This is a genomic window from Undibacterium pigrum (assembly GCF_003201815.1).
GTDB lineage: Bacteria > Pseudomonadota > Gammaproteobacteria > Burkholderiales > Burkholderiaceae_D > Undibacterium > Undibacterium pigrum.
Genome location: NZ_QJKB01000014.1, coordinates 46,659 through 73,333 on the forward strand (window position 1 = coordinate 46,659; position 26,675 = coordinate 73,333).

Annotated in this window: 24 protein-coding genes and 1 riboswitch; of the genes, 12 read left to right on the plus strand and 12 right to left on the minus strand. The window is 51.3% G+C overall.

Annotated features, from left to right (window positions below):
* Positions 1-62: 62 nt before the first annotated feature.
* Positions 63-770: a helix-turn-helix transcriptional regulator gene (locus DFR42_RS25325; protein ID WP_110257853.1), complete on the minus strand. Its 708-nt coding sequence runs from the start codon at positions 768-770 to the stop codon at positions 63-65.
* A 241-nt stretch (positions 771-1,011) separates the two neighbouring features.
* Here DFR42_RS25325 and DFR42_RS25330 point away from each other — a divergent pair, with 241 nt between their 5' ends.
* The 4 genes from DFR42_RS25330 to DFR42_RS25345 all read left to right on the plus strand — a co-directional run bounded on the left by DFR42_RS25330 (position 1,012) and on the right by DFR42_RS25345 (position 2,686).
* Positions 1,012-1,335 (plus strand): plasmid stabilization protein, encoded by a 324-nt coding sequence (locus DFR42_RS25330; protein ID WP_110257854.1) that lies wholly within the window; start codon positions 1,012-1,014, stop codon positions 1,333-1,335.
* Positions 1,336-1,429: 94 nt separating this feature from the next.
* Positions 1,430-1,624 carry a hypothetical protein gene (locus DFR42_RS25335; protein WP_110257855.1) on the plus strand — a complete coding sequence of 65 codons (195 nt, stop codon included), beginning with the start codon at positions 1,430-1,432 and terminating at the stop codon, positions 1,622-1,624.
* Between the two features lie 113 nt (positions 1,625-1,737).
* On the plus strand, positions 1,738-2,229 hold the full coding sequence (locus tag DFR42_RS25340) for a hypothetical protein (protein WP_110257856.1): 492 nt from the start codon (positions 1,738-1,740) through the stop codon (positions 2,227-2,229).
* A gap of 193 nt (positions 2,230-2,422) precedes the next feature.
* Positions 2,423-2,686 carry a hypothetical protein gene (locus DFR42_RS25345; RefSeq protein ID WP_110257857.1) on the plus strand — a complete coding sequence of 88 codons (264 nt, stop codon included), beginning with the start codon at positions 2,423-2,425 and terminating at the stop codon, positions 2,684-2,686.
* Positions 2,687-2,690: 4 nt separating this feature from the next.
* Here the strand turns inward: DFR42_RS25345 and DFR42_RS25350 are convergent, their stop codons facing one another.
* The gene (locus DFR42_RS25350) at positions 2,691-4,031 is read right to left on the minus strand and encodes an MFS transporter (RefSeq protein ID WP_110257858.1); all 1,341 of its coding nucleotides are present in this window, start codon (positions 4,029-4,031) and stop codon (positions 2,691-2,693) included.
* A gap of 73 nt (positions 4,032-4,104) precedes the next feature.
* Here DFR42_RS25350 and DFR42_RS25355 point away from each other — a divergent pair, with 73 nt between their 5' ends.
* On the plus strand, positions 4,105-4,341 hold the full coding sequence (locus DFR42_RS25355; RefSeq protein ID WP_211324420.1) for a hypothetical protein: 237 nt from the start codon (positions 4,105-4,107) through the stop codon (positions 4,339-4,341).
* On the opposite strand, the gene recQ is transcribed toward DFR42_RS25355, so the two are convergent.
* A complete protein-coding gene (gene recQ / locus DFR42_RS25360; RefSeq protein ID WP_110257860.1) occupies positions 4,313-6,187 on the minus strand; it encodes a DNA helicase RecQ in 1,875 nt (624 codons plus the stop codon). The genes DFR42_RS25355 and recQ overlap by 29 nt on opposite strands.
* Before the next feature lie 5 nt (positions 6,188-6,192).
* On the minus strand, positions 6,193-7,038 hold the full coding sequence (locus tag DFR42_RS25365; RefSeq protein WP_110257861.1) for an undecaprenyl-diphosphate phosphatase: 846 nt from the start codon (positions 7,036-7,038) through the stop codon (positions 6,193-6,195).
* Between the two features lie 317 nt (positions 7,039-7,355).
* On the opposite strand from DFR42_RS25365, the gene DFR42_RS25370 reads away from it, so the two are divergent.
* The 4 genes from DFR42_RS25370 to DFR42_RS25385 all read left to right on the plus strand — a co-directional run bounded on the left by DFR42_RS25370 (position 7,356) and on the right by DFR42_RS25385 (position 13,157).
* Positions 7,356-8,000 carry a hypothetical protein gene (locus DFR42_RS25370; protein WP_146218969.1) on the plus strand — a complete coding sequence of 215 codons (645 nt, stop codon included), beginning with the start codon at positions 7,356-7,358 and terminating at the stop codon, positions 7,998-8,000.
* A 102-nt stretch (positions 8,001-8,102) separates the two neighbouring features.
* Complete coding sequence (locus tag DFR42_RS25375) at positions 8,103-8,555, plus strand: hypothetical protein (protein WP_146218970.1); 453 nt, start codon at positions 8,103-8,105, stop codon at positions 8,553-8,555.
* 190 nt (positions 8,556-8,745) lie between these two features.
* Positions 8,746-12,660, plus strand: a complete 3,915-nt coding sequence (locus DFR42_RS25380; protein ID WP_170133677.1) for a WG repeat-containing protein — start codon at positions 8,746-8,748, stop codon at positions 12,658-12,660.
* Positions 12,657-13,157: a hypothetical protein gene (locus DFR42_RS25385; protein ID WP_146218971.1), complete on the plus strand. Its 501-nt coding sequence runs from the start codon at positions 12,657-12,659 to the stop codon at positions 13,155-13,157. Before DFR42_RS25380 ends, DFR42_RS25385 begins: the two co-directional genes overlap by 4 nt.
* A gap of 23 nt (positions 13,158-13,180) precedes the next feature.
* Here the strand turns inward: DFR42_RS25385 and DFR42_RS25390 are convergent, their stop codons facing one another.
* The 6 genes from DFR42_RS25390 to DFR42_RS25415 form a co-directional block, all read right to left on the minus strand.
* Positions 13,181-14,893 carry a methyl-accepting chemotaxis protein gene (locus DFR42_RS25390; RefSeq protein ID WP_110257866.1) on the minus strand — a complete coding sequence of 571 codons (1,713 nt, stop codon included), beginning with the start codon at positions 14,891-14,893 and terminating at the stop codon, positions 13,181-13,183.
* 320 nt (positions 14,894-15,213) lie between these two features.
* Entirely contained in the window at positions 15,214-16,380 is a 1,167-nt protein-coding gene (locus tag DFR42_RS25395) for an IS4 family transposase (RefSeq protein ID WP_110257867.1), read from the minus strand.
* Between the two features lie 203 nt (positions 16,381-16,583).
* The gene (locus DFR42_RS25400) at positions 16,584-16,853 is read right to left on the minus strand and encodes a YkgJ family cysteine cluster protein (RefSeq protein WP_110257868.1); all 270 of its coding nucleotides are present in this window, start codon (positions 16,851-16,853) and stop codon (positions 16,584-16,586) included.
* Positions 16,854-16,987: 134 nt separating this feature from the next.
* Positions 16,988-17,575 carry a C39 family peptidase gene (locus tag DFR42_RS25405; RefSeq protein WP_110257869.1) on the minus strand — a complete coding sequence of 196 codons (588 nt, stop codon included), beginning with the start codon at positions 17,573-17,575 and terminating at the stop codon, positions 16,988-16,990.
* A gap of 43 nt (positions 17,576-17,618) precedes the next feature.
* The gene (locus DFR42_RS25410; protein WP_245937090.1) at positions 17,619-18,368 is read right to left on the minus strand and encodes a hypothetical protein; all 750 of its coding nucleotides are present in this window, start codon (positions 18,366-18,368) and stop codon (positions 17,619-17,621) included.
* 223 nt (positions 18,369-18,591) lie between these two features.
* Positions 18,592-18,810: a hypothetical protein gene (locus tag DFR42_RS25415; protein ID WP_110257870.1), complete on the minus strand. Its 219-nt coding sequence runs from the start codon at positions 18,808-18,810 to the stop codon at positions 18,592-18,594.
* 164 nt (positions 18,811-18,974) lie between these two features.
* Positions 18,975-19,109, minus strand: a riboswitch (glycine riboswitch).
* 269 nt (positions 19,110-19,378) lie between these two features.
* Between DFR42_RS25415 and DFR42_RS25420 the strand changes: the two genes are divergently transcribed.
* The gene (locus DFR42_RS25420) at positions 19,379-20,797 is read left to right on the plus strand and encodes a hypothetical protein (RefSeq protein ID WP_110257871.1); all 1,419 of its coding nucleotides are present in this window, start codon (positions 19,379-19,381) and stop codon (positions 20,795-20,797) included.
* Between the two features lie 99 nt (positions 20,798-20,896).
* Positions 20,897-21,820: a hypothetical protein gene (locus DFR42_RS25425; protein WP_110257872.1), complete on the plus strand. Its 924-nt coding sequence runs from the start codon at positions 20,897-20,899 to the stop codon at positions 21,818-21,820.
* An 11-nt stretch (positions 21,821-21,831) separates the two neighbouring features.
* Here the strand turns inward: DFR42_RS25425 and dacB are convergent, their stop codons facing one another.
* Positions 21,832-23,343: a D-alanyl-D-alanine carboxypeptidase/D-alanyl-D-alanine endopeptidase gene (dacB, locus tag DFR42_RS25430; RefSeq protein ID WP_170133678.1), complete on the minus strand. Its 1,512-nt coding sequence runs from the start codon at positions 23,341-23,343 to the stop codon at positions 21,832-21,834.
* 340 nt (positions 23,344-23,683) lie between these two features.
* Between dacB and DFR42_RS25435 the strand changes: the two genes are divergently transcribed.
* Entirely contained in the window at positions 23,684-25,657 is a 1,974-nt protein-coding gene (locus tag DFR42_RS25435; protein ID WP_110257874.1) for a peptidase U32 family protein, read from the plus strand.
* Positions 25,658-25,863: 206 nt separating this feature from the next.
* Here the strand turns inward: DFR42_RS25435 and DFR42_RS25440 are convergent, their stop codons facing one another.
* Positions 25,864-26,553 (minus strand): M949_RS01915 family surface polysaccharide biosynthesis protein, encoded by a 690-nt coding sequence (locus DFR42_RS25440; protein WP_110257875.1) that lies wholly within the window; start codon positions 26,551-26,553, stop codon positions 25,864-25,866.
* Positions 26,554-26,675: the final 122 nt, after the last annotated feature.

The window sequence follows — 26,675 nt, forward strand, 5'->3', positions numbered from 1 at the left end:
ATGTCGTCAGGAAAATGGTACTTCCATCAAGGATTGCAGACCTGGAATAGAAAGCCAGCAATCTAAGCCTCAGCCCTGATCCCCTGCTGTACACGCCATTCCTTCAATAAAGCCTGCCTTGACCCGGGATATGTCGCATCTGTCACCTCAAGACTTTGTATGCGGTCAGTACGGAAATGGCGGAAGTCCTTGCGTAATTCACACCAGGCGACGATGACGCGCAGCTTGTCAAAGAAGCCCAGGGCGCAAGGCCAGATGGTGCGCAGGCTGGCTGCACCGGTTTCATCCTGATATTCCAGCACCAGTTTATTCTGCTTGCGTATGGCCTGGCGTATCTGGCGCAATTGTTCATCACTGGCGCTGTTGCCATTGCTAGCATTACTGTTGCCGGGGCCTATCAGCAAACCGCTGCCTTCCAGTTCCAGTCGCGCTTCTGCGGGCAAAACGGCGGCGATTTTTGCCAGTGCATCGCGGGCTGCCATGGCCAGCTTGTGATCTGCCTGTTCTGCCACCCAGCGTGATCCCAGGGCTATTGCGGCGATCTCTTCTTCACTGAACATCAAAGGTGGCAGGGTAAAACCGGGCTGCAAGACATAGCCTATGCCAGCTTCGCCAGCAATTTTTGCACCCTGGCCTTGCAGGGTGGCGATATCCCGGTACAGGCTGCGCAGACTGATCCCCAGTTCTTGCGACAATGCCGCTCCGCTGACAGGAAAACGATGCCTGCGCAGGATTTGCATCAGTTGTAACAGGCGTTCAGTACGGGACATGCTTTGCTCCGGATTTATGGGTAAACGGGCCTGTAAATAAGAAACGCGCCCGTGAGAGCCATTTTACCTGATGCCAGCATGCAAACATTGATGGGCTGCACTACAGCAAGCTCGTCAGCGTAGTCTTACGCAACTATCGTCATCGTCCGATTTTGTTCTTTACGGCGGGCGACTACTATGCAGTCATGGATGCAGGACGAACAAAGCCATGTTTAACAAGAAGATAAACAAGGAGTTGACGATGCCACAAGCACATTGGAGCGTAAAACGCGAGCGCCAATTCAAGCATATCAAGGATGGCTTGGTAAAAAGTGGCCGTAAGCCCGATCTGGCTGCAGAAATTGCTGCCCGTACCGTTAACAAAGAAAGAGCACAGCACGGTGAAAGCAAGACAGCAAGCAAAACCTCCCTGCAGGACATGCCTGCAGGGAGGCGGGGCGGGCTGAGGTCGCATAGCGGTGCAGCGGGCCGTACTTATGCGCAGCTGTATCAGGAGGCAAGGAAGAAGAATATCAAGGGGCGCTCAGGCATGAACAAGGTGGCCCTGGAAAAGGCACTGGGATAGAGTTTGAATATAGCAGTGTCAGGCAGTGTCAGACAGTACGAGAAGATGAAATAAAAGAATAAATAAAAATACAAATTTATAAATCAATCTTTGCATGGGTAAGATCATGATAGTCATAGGCATCAATAAAGCACCGGCACAACAATGGTTTCTGGTTGCATTGCGTACCGCCAAGGCTGCAGCAGAAGCGAATGAAGTGGAATGGGAATATGCACATATCAGGATAGAGTTGCCGCAAGGCCGTTCATATTCCAAGTTGCCAGGGCATTTGAACCTGGTTGAAAATTAATAGTTGGTTCACCAGCGGCAAAATAAGGGGATGATCATGAATACGCCACAATTCATTTTGTATGGAATACTGGCCATGGTCTTGATGACTTCATTTTTCTTGAAGAGATAATCATGAACGCGCATCACTTCCATCAATTAGGCTTGATCATTTGCGGCCTGCTCATGTTCACACAATATGCCTGTGCCTATGAAGTCAGGCAACTGGCCGGTGAAGATAAAACAGAACAGACCTTGAGTACGCCAAAAGAGTCGGTGACGCATCTCAGTACGACGGTAGCTGAAAATGCACAAGCCGATAGTGCACCTGCAGCCGTACCTGCGCCAGCACCAGCCGACCCCCTGCTCGCTGGCCGGGCCGGAAACTCTCAAAATTCAAATGGTCAGGGCATGTATGCACGTGTGACAAAAGAGTACTACAACCAGGCAGCCGCAGTACCTGGTAAACAGGAAAAAGCCGATACCCTGTCGAAATTCGGTTTTCGTTATTCCCCTACCGGTAACGACCGTATCTGGCTGGAATACCGTTTAAGCGACAAAGCTGCATTACGCCTGCGCGGTGCAGCACACAGGGGTGTCAGAGTGCTGGCGGTTTTTGAGTACTAATTGAGTACTAATTGAGTACTAAAATACTGGGTAAAGTTTGCGTATCAGACATAAACCAGACAAAACATCGTCACCCAATCACATCATTACAGACTGGTGAAATCCTTCACCGGTCTTCATCGCCAGGCACTTGCACAAGACATAATCCCCCTTCATTTTTGCTATGTGCAGACATGCCTGATCAGGAGGTTGTATGAATAGCAGACTGCAAGCAAAAACAATAGAGCGAACGCCGACCATGCATTACAAGAATTATGACATTTTTGTAATTGCCTTCCCAAGACCTGATGGACACTGGTCAGCCAGTGGTGAAGTACAAAAGTATGGTGCTGAAGGCCTGGAAATCGCCCAGCAATTCAGCGGCTCGTTCAAGGCTGCCAGTGAGACGCAGGCCAAACTGGCTGTCATTCGTGACGCCAAGATGAAGATTGATGCCATACTGGCTGAGCTCAATTAGCCACTCAAACGGCGACGTCACCAGCAAAGCTCTTGGCCACACTTGTTTCCATCATCCGTGCCGCCATCACAAAACAGGGTATCGCCAGTAACCACGGGGCCATGCCCACCATCACGGCCAGCGTGATGGGTGTGTCGTAGCCAGCGGTCCTGAACACATCTGCCAATACACCTACGGCAAGGTTGCCCAGCGAAGTACCAAACAGGGTCATGCACAAGATCATGAAGGCTGTCATGGTCGAGCTTAACTGTACTGGCACCAGGTCTTGCAGACAGGCGAATAGGGGACCATAGCCTATGGTAATCATCATCCTGCCTATGAACATGCAGATGTAAAATGCCATGCCCGTGGTATCCAGCAGGCGGTAGATATAGCCCACTGGTACACCCAGCAAATAAATCAGCGCCAGAAACCATAAGCGACCTCCCGCGCGATGAGCCTGCAGCAGATCAGCCAGATAACCACCCAACAATGAACCCAGCACACCTCCGGCGATGAACATGATGCCTGCCAGTTGCTGTGCATGCTGGCGACCAAGATGTTTTTCCTGCACCAGCCATACCTGGTCCAGCACAAATGCACCCTGGGCAAAAATCACCAGCACACCACCGAGTATGAGCAGGCATAAGGCGGGCGATGCCCGCAAGGCCAGACGAATTTCTGCAAACACTGCCGTAACAGGGCGTTTGCTGGCAGCGTGCTGTATTTGTTGTTCATTACGTGGCTCGCGCAGCAAAAACAGAAAACCAGTCAATACCACGCCGATTGCACCCAAAATGAAAAAACAGTTACGCCAGCCTACCACCGTCCCCAAGGTGCCAGCGATGATGAAAGCCGCACCTATGCCTATAGGTGCACCCAGATAGTAAAAGCCTGCAGCGAAGGCCCGCTGATGCTGCTTGAACCTGTCCCCCAGTATGCCCAATGCAGCAGGCGTCAGGACCGCCTCACCCACGCCGGTGAACATGCGTACCAGCCCCAGTTGCATGAAATTATTGGCAAAACCAGTGGCTGCGGTCAGCGCACTCCAGCTAAAAATACCGAAAGCGATCAGGCGCGGCCTGTGGACTCTGTCGGCCAGCGCACCCATAAACAAGCCCATGACTGTGTAAAAGGTGGTGAAGACAAAGCCTGTCAGCAAAGTGAATTCCAGATTACTCAAATGCAGGTCACGGATCATGTCGACCGCAAAGCCCTGTATCAGGAAGCGGTCCGCAAAGTTCAGGATATTGAGCAAGGTAAGAAACACCAGCAGCGTGATAGTCCGGCCACGATTGCCAACTATGTTGCTGGCTGACGGTGTAGCGGCAAGCTCGTCTTTTGTGAGTACGATTTGAGAATTCATGATAGCTGCGGAGTGCCTCTATAGAATTGATGGGATTTTATTGGTTGAATAACCAATAATGAGAATGTAGATGATGTTTCATTCAAATGCAATGAATATTTGGTTGAGTAACCAAAATAAGACTCATCAAAATAAAACCCATCAAAATAAAATCCAGCCACAACAAACAGCCAGGATTCAGGAAATAAATGGCGGACAGGCACGAGAGGGGCTGCCTGTAAAGACAATCAGCCTCAATTTGACTGAAATTCAGAAGCAGGGGGCAGGAGCAAAACCAGCTTTTAAGCCTGCAATTCCTCAATCAGACTGATAATTTCCTTGCCATAGCTTTCCAGTTTCTTGTCACCCACGCCAGAGATGGCGCGTAAAGATGTCAGCGTAGCAGGCTGCTGGCGGGCGATTTCGCGCAGAGTGGCGTCGGGGAAGATGACGTAGGCTGGCACATTGTGGGTGCGCGCCGTTTCGACACGCCACCAGCGCAGCTTGTCGAAAACGCTCTGGGCTTTGTTGTCGAGATCGGATTCAGCAAAGTCTTTTGCTGACTGACGTTTGTGCTTGACGGCTTTTTCGGCTTTTTTGTACTGGCGTAGTTGTACCTTGATTTCGCCACGCAATACTGCACGGGAGGCTTCAGTCAGTTTCAGTGAACTATAGTTTTCATAATCGACAGCGACCAGGCCGAGGGCGATCAACTGGCGCAACAGGGCGCGCCATTCGGCTTCGCTTTTGTCTGAACCTATGCCATAGGTAGACAGTTTGTCATGCCGCCATTGCTGTACACGTTCAGTATCTATGCCACGCAAGATATCAATGACGTGGCCAGCCGCAAAACGCTGGTCGACACGATAGACTGTGGACAGTATCTTTTGTGCCGCTACACTGCCGTCAAAAGAAACCGGTGGGCTCATGCAGGTATCGCAATTGCCGCAGGGTTCAGCCTTCTGGCCAAAATAATCGAGGATGTGGACGCGGCGGCAATTCAGGGTTTCGCATAGCGTGAGCATGGCGTCGAGCTTGACGCTTTGCACCCGCTTGTAAGTCTCATTGGCTTCTGACTCATCGATCATGCGGCGCTGTTGCACCACATCCTGCAAGCCATAAGCCATCCAGGCATTCGCGCTGGCACCATCGCGGCCTGCACGGCCAGTTTCCTGGTAATAGCCTTCTATGCTTTTTGGTAAATCCAGATGGGCGACAAAGCGTACATCGGGTTTGTCTATGCCCATACCAAAGGCGATGGTGGCGCACATGACGATGCCATCTTCACGCAGGAAGCGCGCCTGGTTACGGCTGCGGTCTGCCAGGTCCATACCTGCATGGTAGGGCAGGGAAGTGATGCCGTTTTCATTCAGGAACTCGGCTGTTTCTTCTACTTTTTTACGCGACAGGCAATACACGATGCCCGCATCGCCACTGTGCTGGGCAGTAATGAAGTCCAGCAATTGCTTGCGGCCATTGGCCTTTTCGACGATCTGGTAGCGGATATTCGGGCGGTCAAAAGACGACACGAACTGCATCGCGTTTTCCAGCTGTAGCCTGTGGATGATTTCATCTCGGGTTTGCTGGTCAGCCGTGGCTGTCAGGGCAATGCGCGGTACGTTAGGAAAACGCTCATGCAGGGCCGACAGCTTGATGTATTCAGGACGGAAATCATGGCCCCATTGCGAGACGCAATGCGCCTCATCTATCGCAAACAAGGCAATGTTGACGACTTGCAGCAGCTCTAGGCAGCGCTGGGTCAGCAGGCGTTCTGGTGCGATATACACCAGATCGATATCGCCCTCGCGCATCTTCTTTTCCACTGCCAGGATTTCATCAAAGCTCTGGGTAGAATTCAGGAAGGCAGCACGCACACCCACCTCGGCCAGGGCATCGACCTGATCTTGCATGAGGGCGATCAGTGGTGATACGACGATACCTACGCCATTGCGCAGCAGGGCCGGTATCTGGTAGCACAGGGACTTACCACCGCCAGTTGGCATCAGCACCAGGGCATCGCCGCCATTGACGACATGCTCAACGATTTGCCCCTGCTGGGAACGGAAAGCCGGGTAGCCGAAGATAGTCTGCAATAAATGCAGGGCCTGGTCTACTGTATTGCTGCTGGTCCCGGTATCGGTATAGCCCGCTGTCACTGCCGTAGTCACCTCCGTCATCACCTTCAGTCTGCCCAGGTAATCACGCCAGTGTAGGCAGTAATCAGGATCATGACGCCGAAGGCAATACGGTACCAGGCAAACACATTGAAATTATGTGAGCTGATATAGCGCAGCAACCAGCGCACGCAAAAGAAAGCCGAGATAAAGGCCGCAACCGTGCCCAGGCTGAACATGGGCAAGTCAGCCATCGACAAATCTTCACGTGCCTTGTACAGAGAATACACGGTGGCACCCAGCAAGGTCGGTATCGCCAGGAAGAATGAGAATTCAGTCGCTGCCTTGCGCGACAGGCCAAACAGCATGCCACCAATAATCGTTGCGCCAGAACGGCTGGTGCCAGGGATCAGGGCAAAAGCCTGGGCCAGGCCTATCTTCAGTGCATCCAGCAGGCTCATGTCATCGACAGTCTGTACGCGGGCATGGCTGCTGTCGTGGCTGTCAGCTCCTGCATGCTTGCGTTCAACAAACAAAATGATGATACCGCCTATGATAAAGGCCAGGGCCACCGGCACCGGGGCAAACAGCACAGCCTTGATCTTTTTGGAAAACAGCAAGCCCAGTACGGCTGCTGGCAAGAAAGCGACGATCAGGTTCAGCGCAAACTTGCGGGCCTTGGGATCGCTGCCCAGGCCGCTCACGACGCTGGCGATCTTGGCGCGGTATTCCCAGCACACAGCAAAAATTGCACCGGCCTGGATGACGATCTCAAAGACCTTCATTTTTTCGCCAGTGAAATTCAGCAAACTGCCTGTGAGTATCAGGTGACCAGTGGAAGAGATGGGCAAAAATTCCGTCAAACCTTCGACGATACCCATGATGATGATTTTGACGGCCAGTAATAAATCCATAAAACGCAAGAATGATGAAGTTTTAGTCGGGACGAAGCTTAGCATGTCGCTCGCCAGCCCTGCTCAGAAATTTGCTGGTGCATGCCAGCTTGTCAAAAGGCATTTTTATCGTTTTGCCATGCCTTAAGATTTGCCAGATGGCAGTTATCTGCACCTGAAGTACAGCATTTTAATACTTTCTTAAATTTCATTGTAGGCAAACTGCTCAGTCGCGATACTTCAGGCTCATATTTACTATTGCAATTGAAACATCCATGGTCAGTCTGCTCACATCACTTAGCGCATATTGCAAGCATGTCCTGCATATTGGCCTGCTCATGTGTTTGGCCCTCGGTTTTGCCCTGGGTTTGACTGCGTGTAACAGCACCATGCCTGTGCAGCCTTCGCAAGCCAGCCTGAATGACGCAGAAGTGACTTTAACTGAATATCGCAGTAACCAGGTTGAAGTGACGGTGGTGCGGCAGCAATACGTCTGGCGCTTGCCGGATGCCAATCAGCATCTGGCGCAGTTCAGCCACCATATACAAGTGGATGGCAGCGTGCCTGCACGCTTGCAAGACTTTGTGATCAGTTATCGCAAACCACCACAGTACCTGTTCAGGAGTGTCCAGCCAGAAAGCGGCATGATGGCCGCCAGCTCTGTCGATGAAGTACAGATCAGCCGCAATGGCCAGTTTTTGGTGCGCGAATCCATAGCGCCTGCTTTTACCGGCCAGCAAAGTTACCGCCGCCTGGAAGCCGCCAGGCTCAAGGTAGGTGATGAAACCTATGTACTGACCCTGGCCAATGGTTTTTTACACCGGCCCATGTGGCTGGCGATATTCGCCGCCGATGGCAGCCCGGTTTATCGACTGGGCCTGCCACATGGTCACTGGCAATTTACCGAACATGCCGATGGTATCTCCATGGTGGATACCTCGGGATCTGGCAGGCGACTATTGATCAGGCCAGCACTGCAGTGATCTGTAGTGAACTGTATTGAATGGCAGGCCAGGACATTTTCTGGACATGCCTGAGTATGAATTTGAGTGAATGCTTATTACCCCGAATTTAAGGAGAAACATGTGCAAACAGAAATCACCCAGCCAGCATTGAAGAAGACCCGCAGCGACCGCGGCAATTATTTTGCCGGTTTTGCTGACCACGTCCACGTGCGCCGCAATACACCTACCAGGATGGGTTCGTTTGAATTCAATTTCGTGCGATCTGGTATAGACAATGGTGTGCTGATCCAGGTCTATCATGATGGCCTGCGCATCATGCTGGAGCGCATACCGTCGGCATTTTACATGGGCGAGTTGCAGGCCAGTGAAGTACAGATAGGTGGCCGTGATTATCTGCTTCTGGCAGCTAATTCGCGCAACACTAACCAGCGCATGTGGTTTGGCATCTTCCGCCCCGATGGCAGCAAGCTGTATGCTGCAAGCCTGGAGCAATCCGTTGTGCGCGTCAATCAAAATGAAGATGGTATTTCCTTGTTCTTTTTGAGTGGTGACTCCATGCGCATCAAGATTTAAAGCTGCTTTTTCGCAGGCTTGAGAGTATGTAAATTCATCGTAACATTTGTAAAAAATCAAAATGAACACTGTACAGATTTCCCTCTGAAGGATGAAATCTGTACTTGCCACATGCTTTGGTATGGGCTGGTTTTTCTTTGAATAAAGTTTATGCTGCCGGGTGTTAATGATTTGGAATGAAAACACCCTCATGCAAGCTAATCCACCTCTCTTATTCTCCATCCCGCTGGGGACAGCCACAGCCGACAATGCGCTGCTTGTAATAGATAATCAGCAAGCCGTATCTGCCTACCCTGAAATAACAAGTATTGCCGGTTTTATGCCTGACGGGCAGGGCGGCTGGATCAGTGTCGCCCGCCATCAACATGGCAAATGGGGATATATCAATGCGCTTTGCGAATGGGTAGTTGCGCCTGAACTGGATGAGGCCCGGGCGTTTTCTGACGATGGCCTGGCCAGGTTTTGCCAGCAAGGCAAATGGGGGTACCTGAATTTGCAGGGGCAAGTTTTCATCGCACCGCAGTATGAGGATGTCACTGCTTTTCGACACGGCCTGGCCGCTGTCAAGCTGGGCAAGCATCGCTGGGCAGTGATTGATACCAGCGGCGCAAGGGTGTCAGACAAGACATTCTTCCATGTCTCCAATTTCAGTGCCTGTGGTCTGGCAGCCGCCATCGATAGCAAGGACAGGAAGTTGATCGGTTATATACAGCGTGATTGTTCCTGGGCCATCGCGCCGCGTTTTCGCGAGAACTTTAGCTTTAGCGATAATGGCGTGGCACCCGCTACAGAAGATGACCGTCTGTATGGCCTCATCAACACCCAGGGCGAGTGGATATTAAAGCCAGTGTATTCGCGCATCAAAGAATTTAATGAAGAAGGCCTGGCCTATTTTTCCCGCGAAGACTCATGGTATGACGGCAATGGCTACCTGAATGAAAAAGGCGAAGTCGTCGTAGACGGTGGCCGTCACCTGGCCAAATATATGGCAAGCGGCATCGTCGCAAATGAATACGACGGCAGCAGCTATCTGCGCAAGGATGGCAAGCGCCTGGAAACACCTGCCTTGAGCTGGGGTGATCATTTTAACCAGTTTGGCTATGCCGTAGTACGCGCAAGTAGCGGCTGGGGCATCTTGTCTGCCGATGGCACTTTTGCCAGCCTGCCAGCGCAGGTGCTTGAACCTGTAACGAATAGTGATGGCTGGGTCATTGGTGCTTTGGATAACACGCCATATTCTGCCTTCCTCACTGACGATGCAGGGATAGCCTACATAGGCAAGGATGGCAAGATTGCCTATCGCGTTTGTTATGGAAAACCAGAGGAAGCAGCAGTAAGCCTGCTGGATGTAAATGGAAAAATCCTATGGCAACTGGAGCTTAGTGACGGACAAGAGCAGGCGCAGGCACCTGGCCTGTTCTTTACCCGGACAGTCGCAGATACCATGGATGACTTGAGTTCTGTGGATGCCATCATCCCCTTTGCCGAAGACATGCTGGCAAGAACCGAAGCATTGCTGCATGAATTTATCATCAAGCTTGATCAAGAGGATAGCGAAGAAGCGGACGACAATGCTGATGAAGAGGATGACTACGATGAGGATGATGAAGAGGAACAAGATGAGCTGAGACAAGATGAACGCCAGCTAACAGTACGCCATCGCCTCTCACGCGTCTACATCAGTGAAGAGCACAATGGTTTCTACGACTTCATGTGGCAAGCCCAGCTCGAACGTATCAGGGAAGCAGAGTTACAGATAGAAAAAGCATTGACAGAAAAATTCGGGTCTGTCGATTGCGACCCTGAATTTGCCAATCGCGATTACCGCAATAGCAGCATCACGCGTGCCTGGGCATTGCCACTCAAAAAGCCTCTTGGCGAACTAACTGACTCTGGCGCAGTATTGCCAGAAGCCAGCCAGCTCTGGCTGGGCATGTATGCAGACTCAGACTCTGGTGATGGCGATGCCTGGAGCAATATCTACCTGGTTTGCGGTCCCAGCATGGATGCGCTGGAGGTAGCCAGAAATAGGCGTGCTGCCTTGCTTGATAATCTGGAAGACGATGAGCTGCAGACTGAAGATAACGCGGGCACTGAAGATGAAGAAGATGACGAACTAGACAATGTAAGCCCGGAACTGCGCTCTTACCAGCAATGGCTGGAAGCAGTGGTGGAAAGCAAATATGAGCTGGACGCCGTACCACCAGAGCTGATTGACGATGCCATGATAGACGCCGCCATAGCTGCCGATGTAGAGGCGCTGGATTACATGCCCGCGCAATGGCGTACTCCAGAGAGAATGGCGGCTATCGTGCGCATGGGAGCCAGTGAGGCATCCAGTATCCCGGTGCGTTGCATGACAACAGATGCACTGGAACTGGCTCGTTCCTTATACATTGATGATGCTGACTGGCAGTGGCGCGATGACAGAAATTCCAGCAAGCCGGTCGAATGGGACAAGAACAGTTTGTATGATGTCTGGGGATGCTTGCTGGATGAAGAAGACTGCCTGAAGGCCGTCAAGGCAGGCGTGGCCCTGAATAATGTGCCCGATGCCTTGTGGACTGAGCGGGTTGAGCAGGCCGCACTGGATGCTGACATCTACAATATCAGTTATATCGCCAAAGACAAGATCACGCCAGAACTGGCCAGGCGTGCCGTCAGCCATACTTATGGCAAGTTGATAGAATCCATCCCGCGCGAATTGCTGACGCCTGAATTATGCATGGCTTCAGTCAGATGCAACGGCATGTCGCTGGAGTTTGTTCCAGAGGACATGCGCACGGTGGAAGTCTGTGTCGCTGCCCTGAAAGAAGACAGGCGGGTATTTTTTGCCATACCTGCGACCCTTGAATTGCCAGTGCTGGACAAGCTCATAGAGCTGGAGGCGACGGATGCAGCTACTGAGTGGCATGGCTACCGCGCATGGTCGAAATTATGGAAAAAAGACTACCAGGGCGCAATTGATGATGCCATGCTGGCCTTGCCGGTCGCCAGCTATCCCCAGCATGCCCATTACGTCATGGCCTATGCCTTGCGCGCTCTGGATCGTATGGAAGAGGCTGCACTGGAAGCTGCCACGGTATTGTCATTGCAAAACCCTTATGAAGAAGAATTCCATGCAGACAATGACACATCCTGGCTGCATGACATCAGCAAGACCCAGTTTGAACATATGGATGATGCCGCCCTGTTAAAGGCGATCAGCTCGCACCCGCTGACTCTGGCGGATGTACCCAGGGCGCGCATTGATGAGACCCTGGTTGCCGCAGCACTGGCGGCAGACACTGAGGCAATTGCCTTCGTGCCCAAACGCCTTATGAATGCCGAACGCTATGCGCTGGCGCTGGAACGCAACATCAAACAACTGCACCATGTGCCGGCAGACAAGTTGAGTGAAGCTGCCTGCATCACGCATGTCAGCACCTATGGCAGTCTGGGGAGCGTCCCTGCGCAATGGCGTACGGCCAGGGTCTGCGCATATGCACTCATGCGTGCCGGTTATGCGATAGATGATGTACCTGAAGCAGTGAAAGATGAGGCACAAGAGATACTTGCCAGGCTAAAGCAGGAGGCAGGTATTGAAGACGAAGAGGAGTCTGAAGAAGACTACAGAGCGGAGCCAGGCAAGATGGAAGAGATGATGACAAATGCCCTCTTGCAAACCCTGTCTGGCCCTCCAGAAAATGAAACACGCTGGCAGCGCCTCAAGCGCAAGGGTTTGTATTTTTCCTGGTTTGCCGGTATCGCCCTCACTGCCAAATCAGACGAGGCCCCAACTCAACAAGGTATGGCAGGCTGGCTGGAACAACGTAGCTTTCTGGCGCTGATGTTGAACGGTATCTTCTCCATCATTGCCCTGGTTTGCCATGGCTTTGTCAGCTATGCTGCGTGGCAGGCGAACGGTGTCTGGTATGGCCTGCCCACCATTGTCTTTATGGGGTATGCCGAAGTCTACTGGTTATGGCGTTTCCTGTTCGCCACACCTGCGAGTGTCATGCTGGCAGTGACAGCTATGTTGGTACTGGTCTATTATTTCGGTTTTCGCCTGGTGTATAAAAAAGCGGCAAAGGCAATTGCGGCACGGCATAAGGATGAAGAGTGAAATCGCCAATGAAATCCAGTCTACAATTTGGTACATGGCTACTGTTTGCCAGTCTTATGGGCTTGCCTGGAATGGCAAGCGCGGCCTGCTCCGAGTACCCTACGGTCAAAGCCGAAATTTTGCGAGGCCCCTTAGTCTTGCAGGGCCGCGCAATCAAGGAAAAAGTTTTGCAGGAAGATGCCGATGATCCCTATGGAGTCACTGCAACTGAATTTACCATACAGGTTGAAGCCTGGTTTAAGGGCCGTAGTAAAAGAAACAGGCTGATCATACGCGACGAAAATACTTCATCAAGATTCGCCATGGATTTGCATAAAAGCTATTTGCTCTTCATGCAGCCAGACCCTCAATACCCCGGTCAGTATTATGTTGATAGCTGCGGCAATTCGAATCTGATGGCTGAAAGTAGAACGGTACTGAAAATCATCAATAATATGAAGGCTGCAAAAACAAAGAAAGCCGGAAATCTTTCATCAAAGACTTCCGGCTCGCCATGAAAACTCCAGCTTAATACCCTGGCTTAAAACTCTTCCCAATCCTGTTCAGTCTGCGCTGTTCTTCGCTGTGGAATCTGGCGTGGCAGTGCCCTGGCAGGTTTGCTGGCTGCTCTGGCCAGCACAGGCTGGGGTCTTGTATTGACAGCGGCAGTGCGGCTGGCTTGCTCCAGCGGTTTTTGTGCCTGCTCCATGATATGGAATTGCGCAACCAGTTCTGATAATTTGCCTGATTGTTCGCGCATGCTTTCAGCTGCTGCAGCGGCTTGTTCTACCAGTGCAGCATTTTGCTGTGTCATTTCATCCATCTGCGTGACAGCCAGGTTGACTTGCTCAATACCTGCGCTTTGTTCCTGGCTGGCGGCGGTGATTTCGCTCATGATGTCTGCCACATGTTGCACGCTGGAGACGATATCAGTCATGGTCTGGCCAGCAGTATCGACCAGCTTGCTGCCATGTTCCACCTTACCTACCGAGTCATCGATGAGATGCTTGATTTCCTTGGCGGCAGATGCGCTGCGTTGTGCCAGGTTGCGTACTTCAGTCGCGACGACGGCAAAGCCACGCCCTTGTTCACCAGCACGGGCAGCTTCCACTGCAGCATTCAGTGCCAGGATATTGGTCTGGAAGGCAATGCCATCAATAACCGAGATAATGTCAACGATCTTACGCGAGCTTTCTTTAATTGAGCCCATGGTTGCAACGACTTGTCCAACCACTTCGCCACCCTTGACGGCAACACCGGATGCCGAGATTACCAGTTGGTTCGCCTGACGTGCATTGTCGGCATTTTGCTTGACCGTGGATGTCAGTTCTTCCATCGACGATGCTGTTTCCTGCAGGGAGCTGGCTTGTGATTCTGTGCGTGAAGACAGGTCGGCATTGCCAGAGGCAATCTCGGCCGCTGCCACATTGATGGTTTCAGTACCATGACGGACATTGCCGATAACGCTGCTCAGCCCGGTATTGATACCATTGATGGCATGCATCATCTTGCCGATTTCATCATTGAGTATGACTTGGATAGTCTCACTCAAATCACCCTGCGCCATTTTTTCGGCGACAGCCGTGGCCCTGGAGAGTGGTCGGGTAATCGATTTCGTCATCAGCCAGGCACATATCACTGACAGCATGGCAGCGATCAATGACAGGATGATCAGCAGTGTGCGGCTGGATTGATAGGTTTGCTGTATCTCACCAGAAGTATCGTCAATTTGCTTGCGCTGCATTGCCAGCATTTCTTCTATCTTTTTGACATAGATAGTTGAAGCGGGAATGAATTCTTTATCCAGGACGGCGCTGGCCTCATCGACCTTGCCTTCTTTTTTCAGATCAACCACCCTGTTGCGGGAGCTGATATACAACTGGCGCTGCTCGCCGATTTCCTTGAAAAGAGCAATCTCGTCGGCGCTCTTCATATGTTCGCCTATCTCTTTTTGCAAGAGTGCAGAGGTGCGGCTCGATTCTTCCTGATCCGCTGCAAAAAAACTGGCCAGCGAAGGATCACTGCTCTTGGCGATTGCTGTGGTACGGCGCACACCGGTATGGATATTGCGATACCAGTCGCTGACCATGCGCTCGGTTGCCAGCGGGTCTTTCAATAAATTGTCAGCCGCTGCCGCTACGGTATTGAGTTTTAAAATGGCGATGAGGGTGGTAATGAAAAATAGCGCAAGGATGAGTGCAAAGCCCAAGCCTAAGCGTTTACCCACCGAGAGGTGTTTAAGTTGAGAGAGCATAGATTTTCTTTTTGTTGTCGTAAGACAAATTGAAAACGCAGGCCCGGAACTTATTGAACAGCCTGCATCGTGAAGAGTGGAAAAGTAATTTCCATATAGCAATTATACTTGGAATTCATTTCCAAATTGTATGAAGTTTGTATGAATATTATTCATGTTTGGTTATGTCAGCCATTTTGTATTATTGTCATGCAAGGCAATAAATGTCTGAAAATTGCCTGTTTTGCCAGAAAAATCTGTTGCGTGCAGCTAGTTAGTGAGATCCAACGAATTGGCTGGGATTCATTTGTTACGCGATATCACTAGTGTCCCAACGTTTCTCATAGGAGAGACATCTGTTTTTGTTGATTTTCGTCATTGAGATTTCCCGCTGACGGCGTAAGTAGTTGATTTATTGGTGTTGTTTCAAACATGGTGAGACTCAGGATTTGTAGGATTTCGTAAAGACTGTGAGGCAAATGCAGACGTTTTTTGACGATAGCGATGAGTACGTAAGTGCAGACCGCGATCCATATCTGCGTCTTCACCGCATTCTCGCTGGTTCCCAGAAAGGTCTTGATACGCAAATGTTGCTTGATCCACTTGAAGAACAATTCGACCTGCCAGCGCTGCTTGTAAAGTGCCGCAATCATCTCTGGTTTGAGAGCGAAATTGTTGGTCAAAAAAATGATGCGTTCCCCAGCGTCGCCCTTGACGACGACACGACGCAAACTCGCCGGGTAATGCTTGCTTGTGTAGAAGAGTGGAAGTACACCCGTTTGATCGCAGATAACGTTGCTCGTCGCTCGATCGACCGGATGCGAGTACCGACGCTTGAACTTGGTATTGCTTTTTGCTCTGGTGACAAAAAAGGCCCCCGTCGCATGCAAGTTGTACAGCCGGGCGAAGTCCAGATAGCCGCGATCCATCAGGTAATATGCTCCTGGCTCGATGACCAGATCGTCGAGAATATTGACCTCGTGTGTCTTGCCGTCTGTGATGTGAATGAAACTGGGAATAGAACCACGCAGGTCCAGCAGCGTATGCAATTTGACGGCCGCCTTGGCGGACCGGAAAGGCGCCCACGGATAAACAGACAAGCACAGGTCGATGGTAGTGGCATCGAACGCATAGACCGTTGCATCGAGGTCCACGCCAAACGGCTCGCTGGCGTACAACGGACGCGCCATCGCAATCAGATGTTGCGCCAGATCGGCATAAATTTGCCAGGGGCGCGTGGCGTTTGCATTGGCCAACGTATTGCGGGAAATCGTCGCACAACGAAACCCCATGTGGTACAGCCGATGGGATTGGGCGCGCAAATTGACTTCGATATCGCGCAACGATTCCCGATAGGTCAACTGCGCAAATGCCATGGCGAAGAATTGATCCAGACAGGAAAAATCCTTGACCTTGTGCTCGCCCCTGTGAGCTGCTACACATCGTCGAAAGGTAGTCAGTGGCAAATACGTCATGACCTGCGAGAAAACGAGTTTGCCCTGATGCATAGGAGCCTTTGGCGGATATCCGCAAAAAGCTCCAATTCTGCACCTCGACGTTCAAATCGAGACCAGATAAAAACATCAATTTGTGCAAACAAATCATTGACTTACAAACCCCTGATGTGAAAACGTTGGGACACTAGTGACGCGATATAAAAAGTGATTAGCCTGGCTGAACAGCATGTACCGCATCAACAGCAAATGCATGCTTATTGTGGAGCTGTTGCGGCTTCCAGTCTTGCCAGATAGAACATGGCCTGCTCTTTATGGTCTCCGCACATATCGTAGGAGGCTTGCAAGCCAGCACACACGGCAGGCCGCTCAGGGTGAGTGAAAATTTTACATGCCAGATCGTCATCAAGCTGTATGCACGGCACACCAGCGGGTTTGCCATCCGGCATACCCGGTATGGGGCTGCTGATGGATGGGGCTATGCAGCAGGCGGCGCATAGAGGACGGCAGGAAAAAGAGTTACGCATGCCCGCATTTTAATGGATGCAAGCGTCTCCCCGCCAGAAGAAAACTGTTTCTTGAGTTGTCCGACAGCCTGGTGGTAATACTTTTTCTATATTTGCTTACCGCCAGGCTGCTTATTACCTAAGCATGTTAACTCTTAACCACTGACATTCATACGCTGAGTATGTGTCCACTGATGATCATAGTCAGACACCGCAGAACCATAAGTACGGTATGTTTTACCTTCGCCTGGCCATGGGTTCATGATGTAGATGTAGTTGGTGCCGTTATACACTTCATAGCCGGTGCCCACCATAATGTGACCGCCGCCATTGGTCCAGCCATAACGGATCACGAAAGGGCGGTTGGCATTGATGTCGCTGACGACAGTGTTCCATGACGATGCATAGCTGTAGGCGGTGTTTGGCACACCCCAATTTGCCAGGATGTTTTGTACACTACCGCTGCTGCCATACATGGCATTGGGCTGGTTGGCATTGCTGTTCCAGTTAAAGTTGGTGTTGCCACAGGCGTAGTTGAGGCCATAGGCCCAATTCACGATCTGGCACTGGCTGGGTGTCTTGTTATAAAAATTCAGCAGGGCCTTGCTGCTGCCTGCCCAGCACCACTGGCTGTGTTCCTGTGTCACCAATGGCACATTCAGTGCGCGCCATTGCGCGAATGCGCTTGGAAAGCTCAGCATGACACCTAAGGCAAGGATCAGTCTTAATAAATTTTTTTGCATGATATCTCCGTAATTATTGTTGGTGTATAGGTTGGAATCAGGTTCAGCGGAAGTTTTCGATATTGCGTTTGACACTCACGCGTAGCGGGTCGAGGATGTCACTTTGGTCCAGCAAGCCATTGCTGGTGGATGCTGTCCCGGTTTTTTCACTGCGCTGTTGCAGCAGCAAATTTTGACGGGCAGCATGCAGGGGCGCAAAGCGGGCGCGTGCATCTGTGGGCGAGACAACTTCCAGAAAATCTGACATGGCCTGATAGACACGAATGAAGCGCAGGTTGGAACGCGTGCTATTACCATGCATGGCTACTGCTGCATCCACATCCTTGGCCAGCACGGCGCCGCCATAAGAGGTGACGCCCCAGCGGCCATTGGTTTGCCTCAGTGTGGCCAGACCTATGGGGTTGTCGTGCAGGGTGATCACAAAGCGCCATTCACCTGTGGCCTTAGCCATGCTGCGCAAGTCACCACGGCCATTCATGACATCTTGCGGTGGCAGACTATAGACTGGAAAACCATAGCCTATTTTTGCATCCTTGAGATCTTGCACATCATTGACTTCGAGCGGGAACTCAGAGGGCAAAGTGCCGCCGCGCCGCTGCACATTGAATTGCACAAATTCTGCAAAGTCGCGCTGAGCAGCGGCACTGACCAGGCGTGCCTGATCGGTAGTACCTGCCATATCGCTGGCCTGGTTTTGTGCCAGTACTACCGGGCTGGCCATGGCACAACTGATGCTGACTATCAGTGCGGCCAGTATGGATTTTTTGAATCTTGAAACGGAGTGCAAATGCATGATGGTTTGCTCCTTGGCTGGATTAAAAAATTGAGACAATAGCCCGCCTGTCCAAGCGGGCTGGGCGGCTTGAAACATGGCATGCTTCGCATGCCGGACATCATTACCCGCGCAGGCGGGAATAAGGGATCAGCTCATTGAGACAGATAGCCAGCTTATTTAAGCAAGCGAATTAGCTTGGTTAAATAAACAGGTCAGCTCAAGAGCCGTATAAAGGAAAGCGTCACCAATGCAGGTGACTGCATTGCGTTCGTGCGTGAACGTGCAAAAGAGATGTGTCTGTGCTGAGGTCGTCTGTATAGCTCAGGCTGTCTTGCCTGGCTTCGAATTGGGTTTCATGTGCAGCTTCATGCTCAACTTTAAATTCAGTTCCAAACCCGGCTAGCGCGCAGGCGCATGCCGTCACGGTGACTTTGTCACCGTTCAAATTGATGAATTTCATGATGTAGAGACTCCAGACGTCAAAGGGATGTCCGTGCGCAGTTACGCAACGGATACCCCCTCTGTCCTGGACCTGAGAGATTTCGCCTGCAGCCGTGGGTAACGGTGCAATGCTTGCTCCTTCGGTGTGCCGGGCGACGTAGTCCGGCAGCTCTTCAGAGTTTGTTGATGATAACGGTCCTTTTGCCTGAGAGTTTCCGGGGTGGTTGCTCCTTCGGCGCTGTCCTGAGATTCTTTTGACTGAGATTCTTTTTAGTCAGATTCTTTTGAATAACGGACAGTCTCTCCCGATATCACCTGGCTTTCGCCTTTGTGCTCAACCCCTTGTGCAGGTTGTAGAAATGAGCATAGCGCACAGCTTAATCATTTACAAATTATTTTTTGAAAACAAATACATTATTTTATTTCCGCACGAATGTGCTGTATTTTGTCTGTGTCATTTTCATCGCAGACCACCTCGTTTTGTTCGCAATTGTCTTTGTTGTCAATCAGTTTTATATGCTTTCGTATGCTTGGGCTTTAACAGAATCACGGCTATGATGCTGCACCTTATCCAATATTCATTCTCCATGCCTGCGCAAAATCGTTCTCCTTTCATCGTGCTGCCTTTGTTCAAAAAAGTCAGCCTTGGCATGGCGCTCATACTGAGCTTCGCCTCAGTTGAGGTATATGCACAAGCCGCATCTGCGCAACAGCAGGCTGCTAAAGAAAAAGTAAAGGAGAGCACCTGGTTGTCAGACCCTGCGCTGACAAAGTTTGTGCAAAAAATGGTGGAGAGCCGCTACATGCCCTATAAGGTGCTGGGGCAAAAAGATGGCAAGGATGTGCTGACTTACAAGGCCTACTTCCGCCCATTTCCGGCCGATATGGAAAGGTTTTATTCATACTGGGGCATGACTGCAGCCTGGTACATCGCCCGCAAGGACAGTATGGCGCAAGAAGGCTATGAAGAAATCTGGCATCAGTCTTATCGCGATGCTGCCAATACAGAATTACATCAGGCGGTATGGCAAAAAACTTCGACAGCAAACCCGGACTTGCCCAGACTGGGAAGTAATTATGCGGATGAAGAACATGAGCAAAACATCCTGGTCGCGATGCTGTGGCGTGGCGAATTCAAAAAGCTGGACGTGACGCTGGGCAGCGGCTTTGCACAAAACCATGCAGGTCGTTTGAAATCCAATACGCTGTATGCACGCTTTGCGACTTTGTCGCGCCTCGATAAAGATTTCGGAAAACAGTTTGATAGCTGGGTGAAATCCAGCCAGCTTGGTTACGCTCATCTGGCACGCGGCATGTTTTTGCAAGAGCAGGCATGGGAAGCACGCGGCGGAAAATTTGCTGCCGAAACCAGCAAGGCACAATTTGCCGGTTTTCATAAACTATCTGCCCAGGCGAGAATCGATTTCAACAAAGCCAATGAAAAAATAATGGCTTGTGCCATGTGTGCGGGCGAGTTGATTGGCAATAACAAGGCACTCAGCATGCAGGCCGATGATGCTAACTTGCTTAAAGCCGCAATCAAACAAGACCCCAGCCTGTACTCACCTGCCTATGCCTATCTGGGTACATTATTGCCACAATGGGGTGGTTCATTTGAGCAGATAGAAGCCTTTATCATCAACATTGGCAAAGCGACTGGCGACCAGGTACTGGTTGAACAATTGAAATCTCGTCTGTGCTATTACCGTGGTAACGCCATTTATAAAGGAGACCCTGAAGGCGCACGTGTCTGGTTTGAAAAAGGCTTGAACAGCCAGCCCTATCAATTGCTCGTCAATGAACTGGCCCTGATGTACGCTAAAAAGAATAATCATCAACAATCCATCATCCTGCTGGAAAAGAGCCTGGCAAATGGCAATGAATGGGATATCTACACCCTCGAAGCCCTGGCGCAGTCGTACTTTGCGCTGGGCATGCAAGTCAAGGGTGACAAGCTCATCGCCAAACGCGATGAGGCTGTGCGCAGATTCAAAAACGGGGAATAAGGTATAGAGAATAGACTGGGGCTATTGCGCTTCTGATATCGGCCCGGCCTCAGGCATCGGTTAAAATTGGTAGTGCCTCATCAAATAATAATTTCTCACGTGCAATTAAAGCTGCGTTTCCTGTCCTTCCCTGTTTTTTCCTTGCTCGTGTTGTGCCTGCTGGCCGCCTGCGCACGCAATGAATCCGTGCAAACGCTGGAGCAGCGTGATCTCATGCGACTGGTGTTCAAGGGCTGGGACGTGAGTGAAGAAAAATCCATCGTCAGGGCGCCACAGTTAAAGGCAGAATTGCCCGCCTCCGCCAAGCCGGTAGCTGTACTGGCCTTGCGCATGCATGCCTTGCATGTGCAAAAACTTGATGCCGATACCGCAGTCTTGCTGGTCAAGGGTGAGCCGCTGGAATCCGGCCTGCCAAATCTGATCGCTGCTTATTGGTTCAAACGCCGCGGTGAAGCCTGGTCACTGGTCAATCGCCAGGACGTGGTTGAATGGCTGGCCGCCAATGGCCGTATCAGCAAGACCAGCATGGTGGAATTATTTCCCGGAGATTTTGCCCTGGCGATAGAGCATAGTCATGTAGAAAAAAATGAAGTCAATGTCTGGCTGCGCCTGATGCGCATCGAGGCAGACAAAATCAGTCCCCTGTTCGACAAGGACAAGGATGTAGACCTGGTCAGGCATTTTGAAAGCGGGCCAGAATGTGAGAAGCTGATGCATGCAGGTAAAGCCAGACATCTGCGTCTGCACTTGCGTGACAATGACCCGCCACCGCCCAATTGCTATGATTATCTGGCCAGATGGGAGCTCAATCCCGGCGCTACGCTGCCTGGCCCTTTGCTACTGGAATTTTCTGGCAAGACCATCAGCCATCGTGAAGTAAATCACAGTACAGACAGTGCAGGCGAGCGCATCACAGGATATGACATGCTCATTACTCCACTCCAGGGCAAGATCAGGCTGGTGTTTGATCCTGCTACCGGCAAGTATGTGGTGCAGCAAGACAAGCCGCATAAGGGCAAATAAGCCGACCTGGTTCAGGGTTTGCCTGCAGCCACCCAGTTGATCAGTTCATCCAGCGCGGCCTTGGCCCTGACAGCTTCTTCATGATTGATCATGGCCACTACCACCCACTGCTGGTCATTGATGTCCCTGACATAACCGGCAATGGCCACCACATCCTTGAGGGTGCCAGTCTTGATACGCGCCCGCAGCTCGGCCGGGCCGCCCTTGAGGCGACGGCGCATGGTGCCATCCATGGATGCAACCGGCAGACTGCTGGCAAATTCTGCATACCAGTTACTGCGCGCACCGGCTTGCAGCAAGCCAGCCATTTGTTGCGGGCTGATACGCTCCAGGCGTGACAGGCCAGAACCATTTTCCAGTACCAGCCCGGCATCGTTGATACCCTGTTTCAATAACCATTGCCTGATTCGTGCATCGGCTGCCTGCAAATTGCTCATGCCTTGCTTGTTGGCCGACTCCGCACCCAGGCTCAGGTAGAGCATGCGTGCCATGACATTGTCTGATTGCTTGTTGATGGTGCGCAGAATATCGGCCAGTGGTTCGGACACCCGCTCAGTCAATACCGTGGCAGAGGCAGGCACCTTGCCATCACGCACCTCACCCTGCCAGGTGCCTCCCATCTCCTGCCACAGCGCACGTACCAGATGCGCGATGTATTGATTGCGGTCCAGGATATTGATGTTATTGGTGATCTTGCAGCGCTTGGGAAAACCGCCGTTGAGGGTAATCTCCAGTCCGCCACGAGTGGTCTGGCGTGCTGGTTTTTTACCGGCCGTCGCATTTGGCGTGTCCGTTTCAGGATCATCAACGGCATTGCGGGTAATTTCAACCACAGGCGGCAGCCATTCTGTTTCCCAGGCCGAGCAGGGCAGCTCATTGAAATGCAGGTGATTGGTGATCCTGACCTTATCCAGCGGCGTGTTCAGGCGGGCTTCTATTTTATCGGCCGTCGATTCCAGCGAGATGCTGCTGAGGTTGCTATTCACCAGCAAGGCATCTGGTATCACGTTGTAATAAGCATCCGGATATTCATCGAATTGCGGCGCACCTATATCGGGCCGCTCAGGCTGGAAATAACTGCGGTCCAGAACGAGGTCGCCACGCAGGCGGCGCAAGCCCTGGTTACGCAAATTGCGCAGCATCGCAGTCAGTTTTTCTATCGTCAGATTGGGGTCACCACCACCTCGTAAGTACAGGGTGCCAGTCAGGCTGTCATTGTTTTTCTTTGCTGCCTTATCTGCCAGGATTTGCGTCTTCCAGCGAAAATTGGGCCCCAGTTCTTCCAGCCCCACCAGGGTCGTCACCAGCTTCATGGCAGAGGCTGGGTTCATGGGCCTGTCTGCTGCCTGCATCAGTACTGCCGGGCCGCCATTGGCTGGCATGACAATGGCACTCAAAGCCTGGACAGGCACATTGGTCTTGCTGAAGGCTGCCTCAACTGCCGGGGGCAGGCTGGCTTGCGCAAAAACAAAGGCAGGGAACAAAGGCAAGACAAAAAGCAGGCTGGCAGGGATGAGACGCATAATGAGCAGGTAATATGAAGCTGGCAATGACATTAGGCCGTATTGTAGAGCAGGCAAGATAAGGAAACAGGAAAGCGTTCTTTTTACGCAATGAAAATTTGTTTGTACCTTATATATTTTGCTTATTTTCTCATCCTGCACTTTTTATCTTCAGGCTTTGACCTACACTGCAAATGGTAAAAATTGCCTGCTAAAGTTAATTGAAACTCAAGAAACCAGCTTGATGGGCTTAAATATTGCTGAACTAACATGCAATTTATGCCCGGTCACAGCAGCAAATATGACATAAGCCCTTGATTTCCTTTATAATTTCGCCCTTTCCCTGTCACCGGCCATCACCATGAGCTTGCTTGTCAACCAGACCGAACTGTTATCGCCCGCCAAAACTGTAGAGATAGGCCGTGAAGCGATCTTGCATGGTGCTGATGCCGTGTATATCGGTGGCCCTTCGTTCGGTGCGCGTCACAATGCCAGCAATGAGATCAGCGAGATCGCCAGCCTGGTGGAATTTGCTCACCGCTATCATGCGCGCATCTTCGTGACCATGAACACCATCCTGCACGATTCAGAACTGGAACCGGCAAGGAAACAGATACGGCAGTTGTATGATGCAGGCGTTGATGCCCTCATCGTGCAAGACATGGGCATACTTGAACTTGATATCCCGCCTATCCAGCTGCATGCCAGCACACAGTGCGATATCCGCGGTGTGGAAAAAGCCAAGTTCCTGGGCGATGTCGGTTTCTCGCAATTGGTACTGGCACGTGAACTGACGATTAAACAAATACAGGCCATCAAGGCGCAGGTTGCCACGCCACTTGAATACTTTGTCCATGGCGCATTGTGCGTAGCTTTCTCTGGCCAGTGCTATATCTCGCATGCCGACAATGGCCGCAGCGCCAACCGTGGCGATTGCTCACAAGCCTGCCGCCTGCCTTATACCCTCAGCGATGGCGAGGGCAGGGTAGTCGCCTATGAAAAGCATTTACTGTCGATGAAAGACAATGACCAGAGCCGCAACCTCGAAGCACTGCTCGACGCAGGTGTACAGTCTTTGAAGATAGAAGGCCGCTACAAGGACATGGGCTATGTCAAAAATATCACCGCCCATTACCGTTTGCTGCTGGATGAGATTTTAGAGCGCAGGCCAGAATTCACGCGCGCGTCCAGTGGCCATAGCCAGGTGTCATTCAGCCCCAATGTGGACAAGAACTTCCACCGTGGCCACACCGATTATTTCGCCAATGGCCGCCTGGATGATATAGGCGCATTCGACTCGCCAAAATATGTGGGCCTGCACCTGGGTTACGTCACCCGCCTGGCCGCCAACTTCTTTGAGATCGAAGCCAACGAACCCATGTCCAATGGCGATGGCCTTAACTACATGGTCAAGCGCGAAGTCGCAGGCATACAGGCCAACACGGTAGAGCGCGTAGGTGCATCAGAAAACGGTGAAATCTGGCGCGTCTTCCCCAATGAAAAAATGGCCGAACTGGTCAGCCTCAAAGTCGGCACCCTGATCAACCGCAACCGCGACCATCGCTGGGAGCATGCGCTGACCAAAAAATCCGCCGAGCGCCGCATCCCCGTCTATCTGACCTTGACAGAGCAGGCCGGTGGCTTGAGCCTGAAGATCACCGACGAAGATGGTGTGACTTCTGAAGTCAGCACGAAGTTGGCACTGGAACCCGCGCAAAACCGCGACAAGGCAGAAGCAGGCTTGCGCGATAACCTCGCCAAGCTAGGTAACACCATGTTTGAAGCTGCCCAGGTCAATCTCGATTTGCAGCAGCCATGGTTCGTGCCATCTTCTGTCATCAATGCCCTGCGCCGTGATGCTGTCACTGCGCACGAAGCAGCCCGTCTGTCAGCATGGCAGCGCCCTGAGCGCACGCCAGCAGTCGAACCACCAGTCGCGTATCCAGAAACAACCCTGAGCTATCTCGCCAACGTGTACAACCACAAGGCCCGCAGCTTCTACGAAAAACATGCAGTGCAACTGATCGCCGCCGCCTACGAGTCTCATGAAGAGCCAGGCGAAGTATCGCTGATGATCACCAAGCACTGCCTGCGCTTCTCCTTCAACCTCTGCCCCAAACAGGCTAAGGGCGTGCAAGGCGTACAAGGCCAGGTCAAGGCCGAACCCATGACCCTGGTCACGGGCGAAGAAAAATACACGCTGAAGTTTGACTGCAAGCCATGTGAAATGCACATCATCGGTGCAATGAAAAAACACATCCTGCAGGCACCACCGCCATCATCGGTGCAATACAGTACAGTGACCTTTCATAAGAACAGGCCGCAGACGGTTTGATGATCTAGTGGATGGAAATGAAGGCCCAAAAGTGGAAATGCTTTTGGGCTTTTTCTTTAAATACTAAATTTATGCCTACCAGCCTGGATGTAGAAAAATTCCGCACTTTGTAGGAGCGGCTTCAGCCGCGAATAACTTGAGCTTGAGACCACCTGACAAAAAATATTCGCGGCTAAAGCCGCTCCTACAAAATTAAAAGCTTCGAATTAATTCCCTTTAGATTTCTTCGGCGCAAATTTGTAACTATTATCAAACCCGTACAAATTATCCCTGTACATTCCTTCCATCTTTTTCACCAGATGTGTTTGCACAGCCACTGGCAGTGAGAAAAAATTCTCTGTCGCCGTTGTCGAACGTTCGCCATCCAGATCACCTGTGATGGCACGTATGACGACTTTCTCGCCCTTGTAAAACAGAATGATCTTGATGCGTCCTGAAAAAGCATCGCGATTGATCTTGCCAGCATCACTTGCATTATAAAAGCGATAGACCAGGATGGGGTCCATGCTGCCATCCTTGTCTATGTCAGTGATCTCTGTCAGTTTGCTCCAGAATTCCAGGCCTGCCTCTGCCTTGCTTGCCTGGTCACGTATGCTGATAGGCGTACTCAGGGATTTGTCGTTTTCTATCTTGAAAAGATGGGCTTCTATTGCGCTGGATAATTTTTCAGATGCGTATGCCTTGTCCTGTTTTTCAGTCAGGTAAAGTGCATAATTTCCGCTTTGGTCGCGATAGCAAAAATGTTTGAATACGGGAAGCAATACCTTCGATTTTTTCAGGGTATCTGCGTTGAGCAGGAATGCATCATCTGCACAAATCGTTTGGTCAATCTGGTTTTGAGCCATGGTCAGCATGGGCGTGCAAATGAGCGGCAGCAATAAGTAAGGGAATTTCATGGGGCCGTTTATCTTTTTTGTGTGGTTTTCATGTGGTTACATAGGGTAACAAAAAAACAGCATTAGCAGTGCTAGCATAGCGGCTATCGTGATTTCATGAAAAGTACATTTTCTTATGTCAT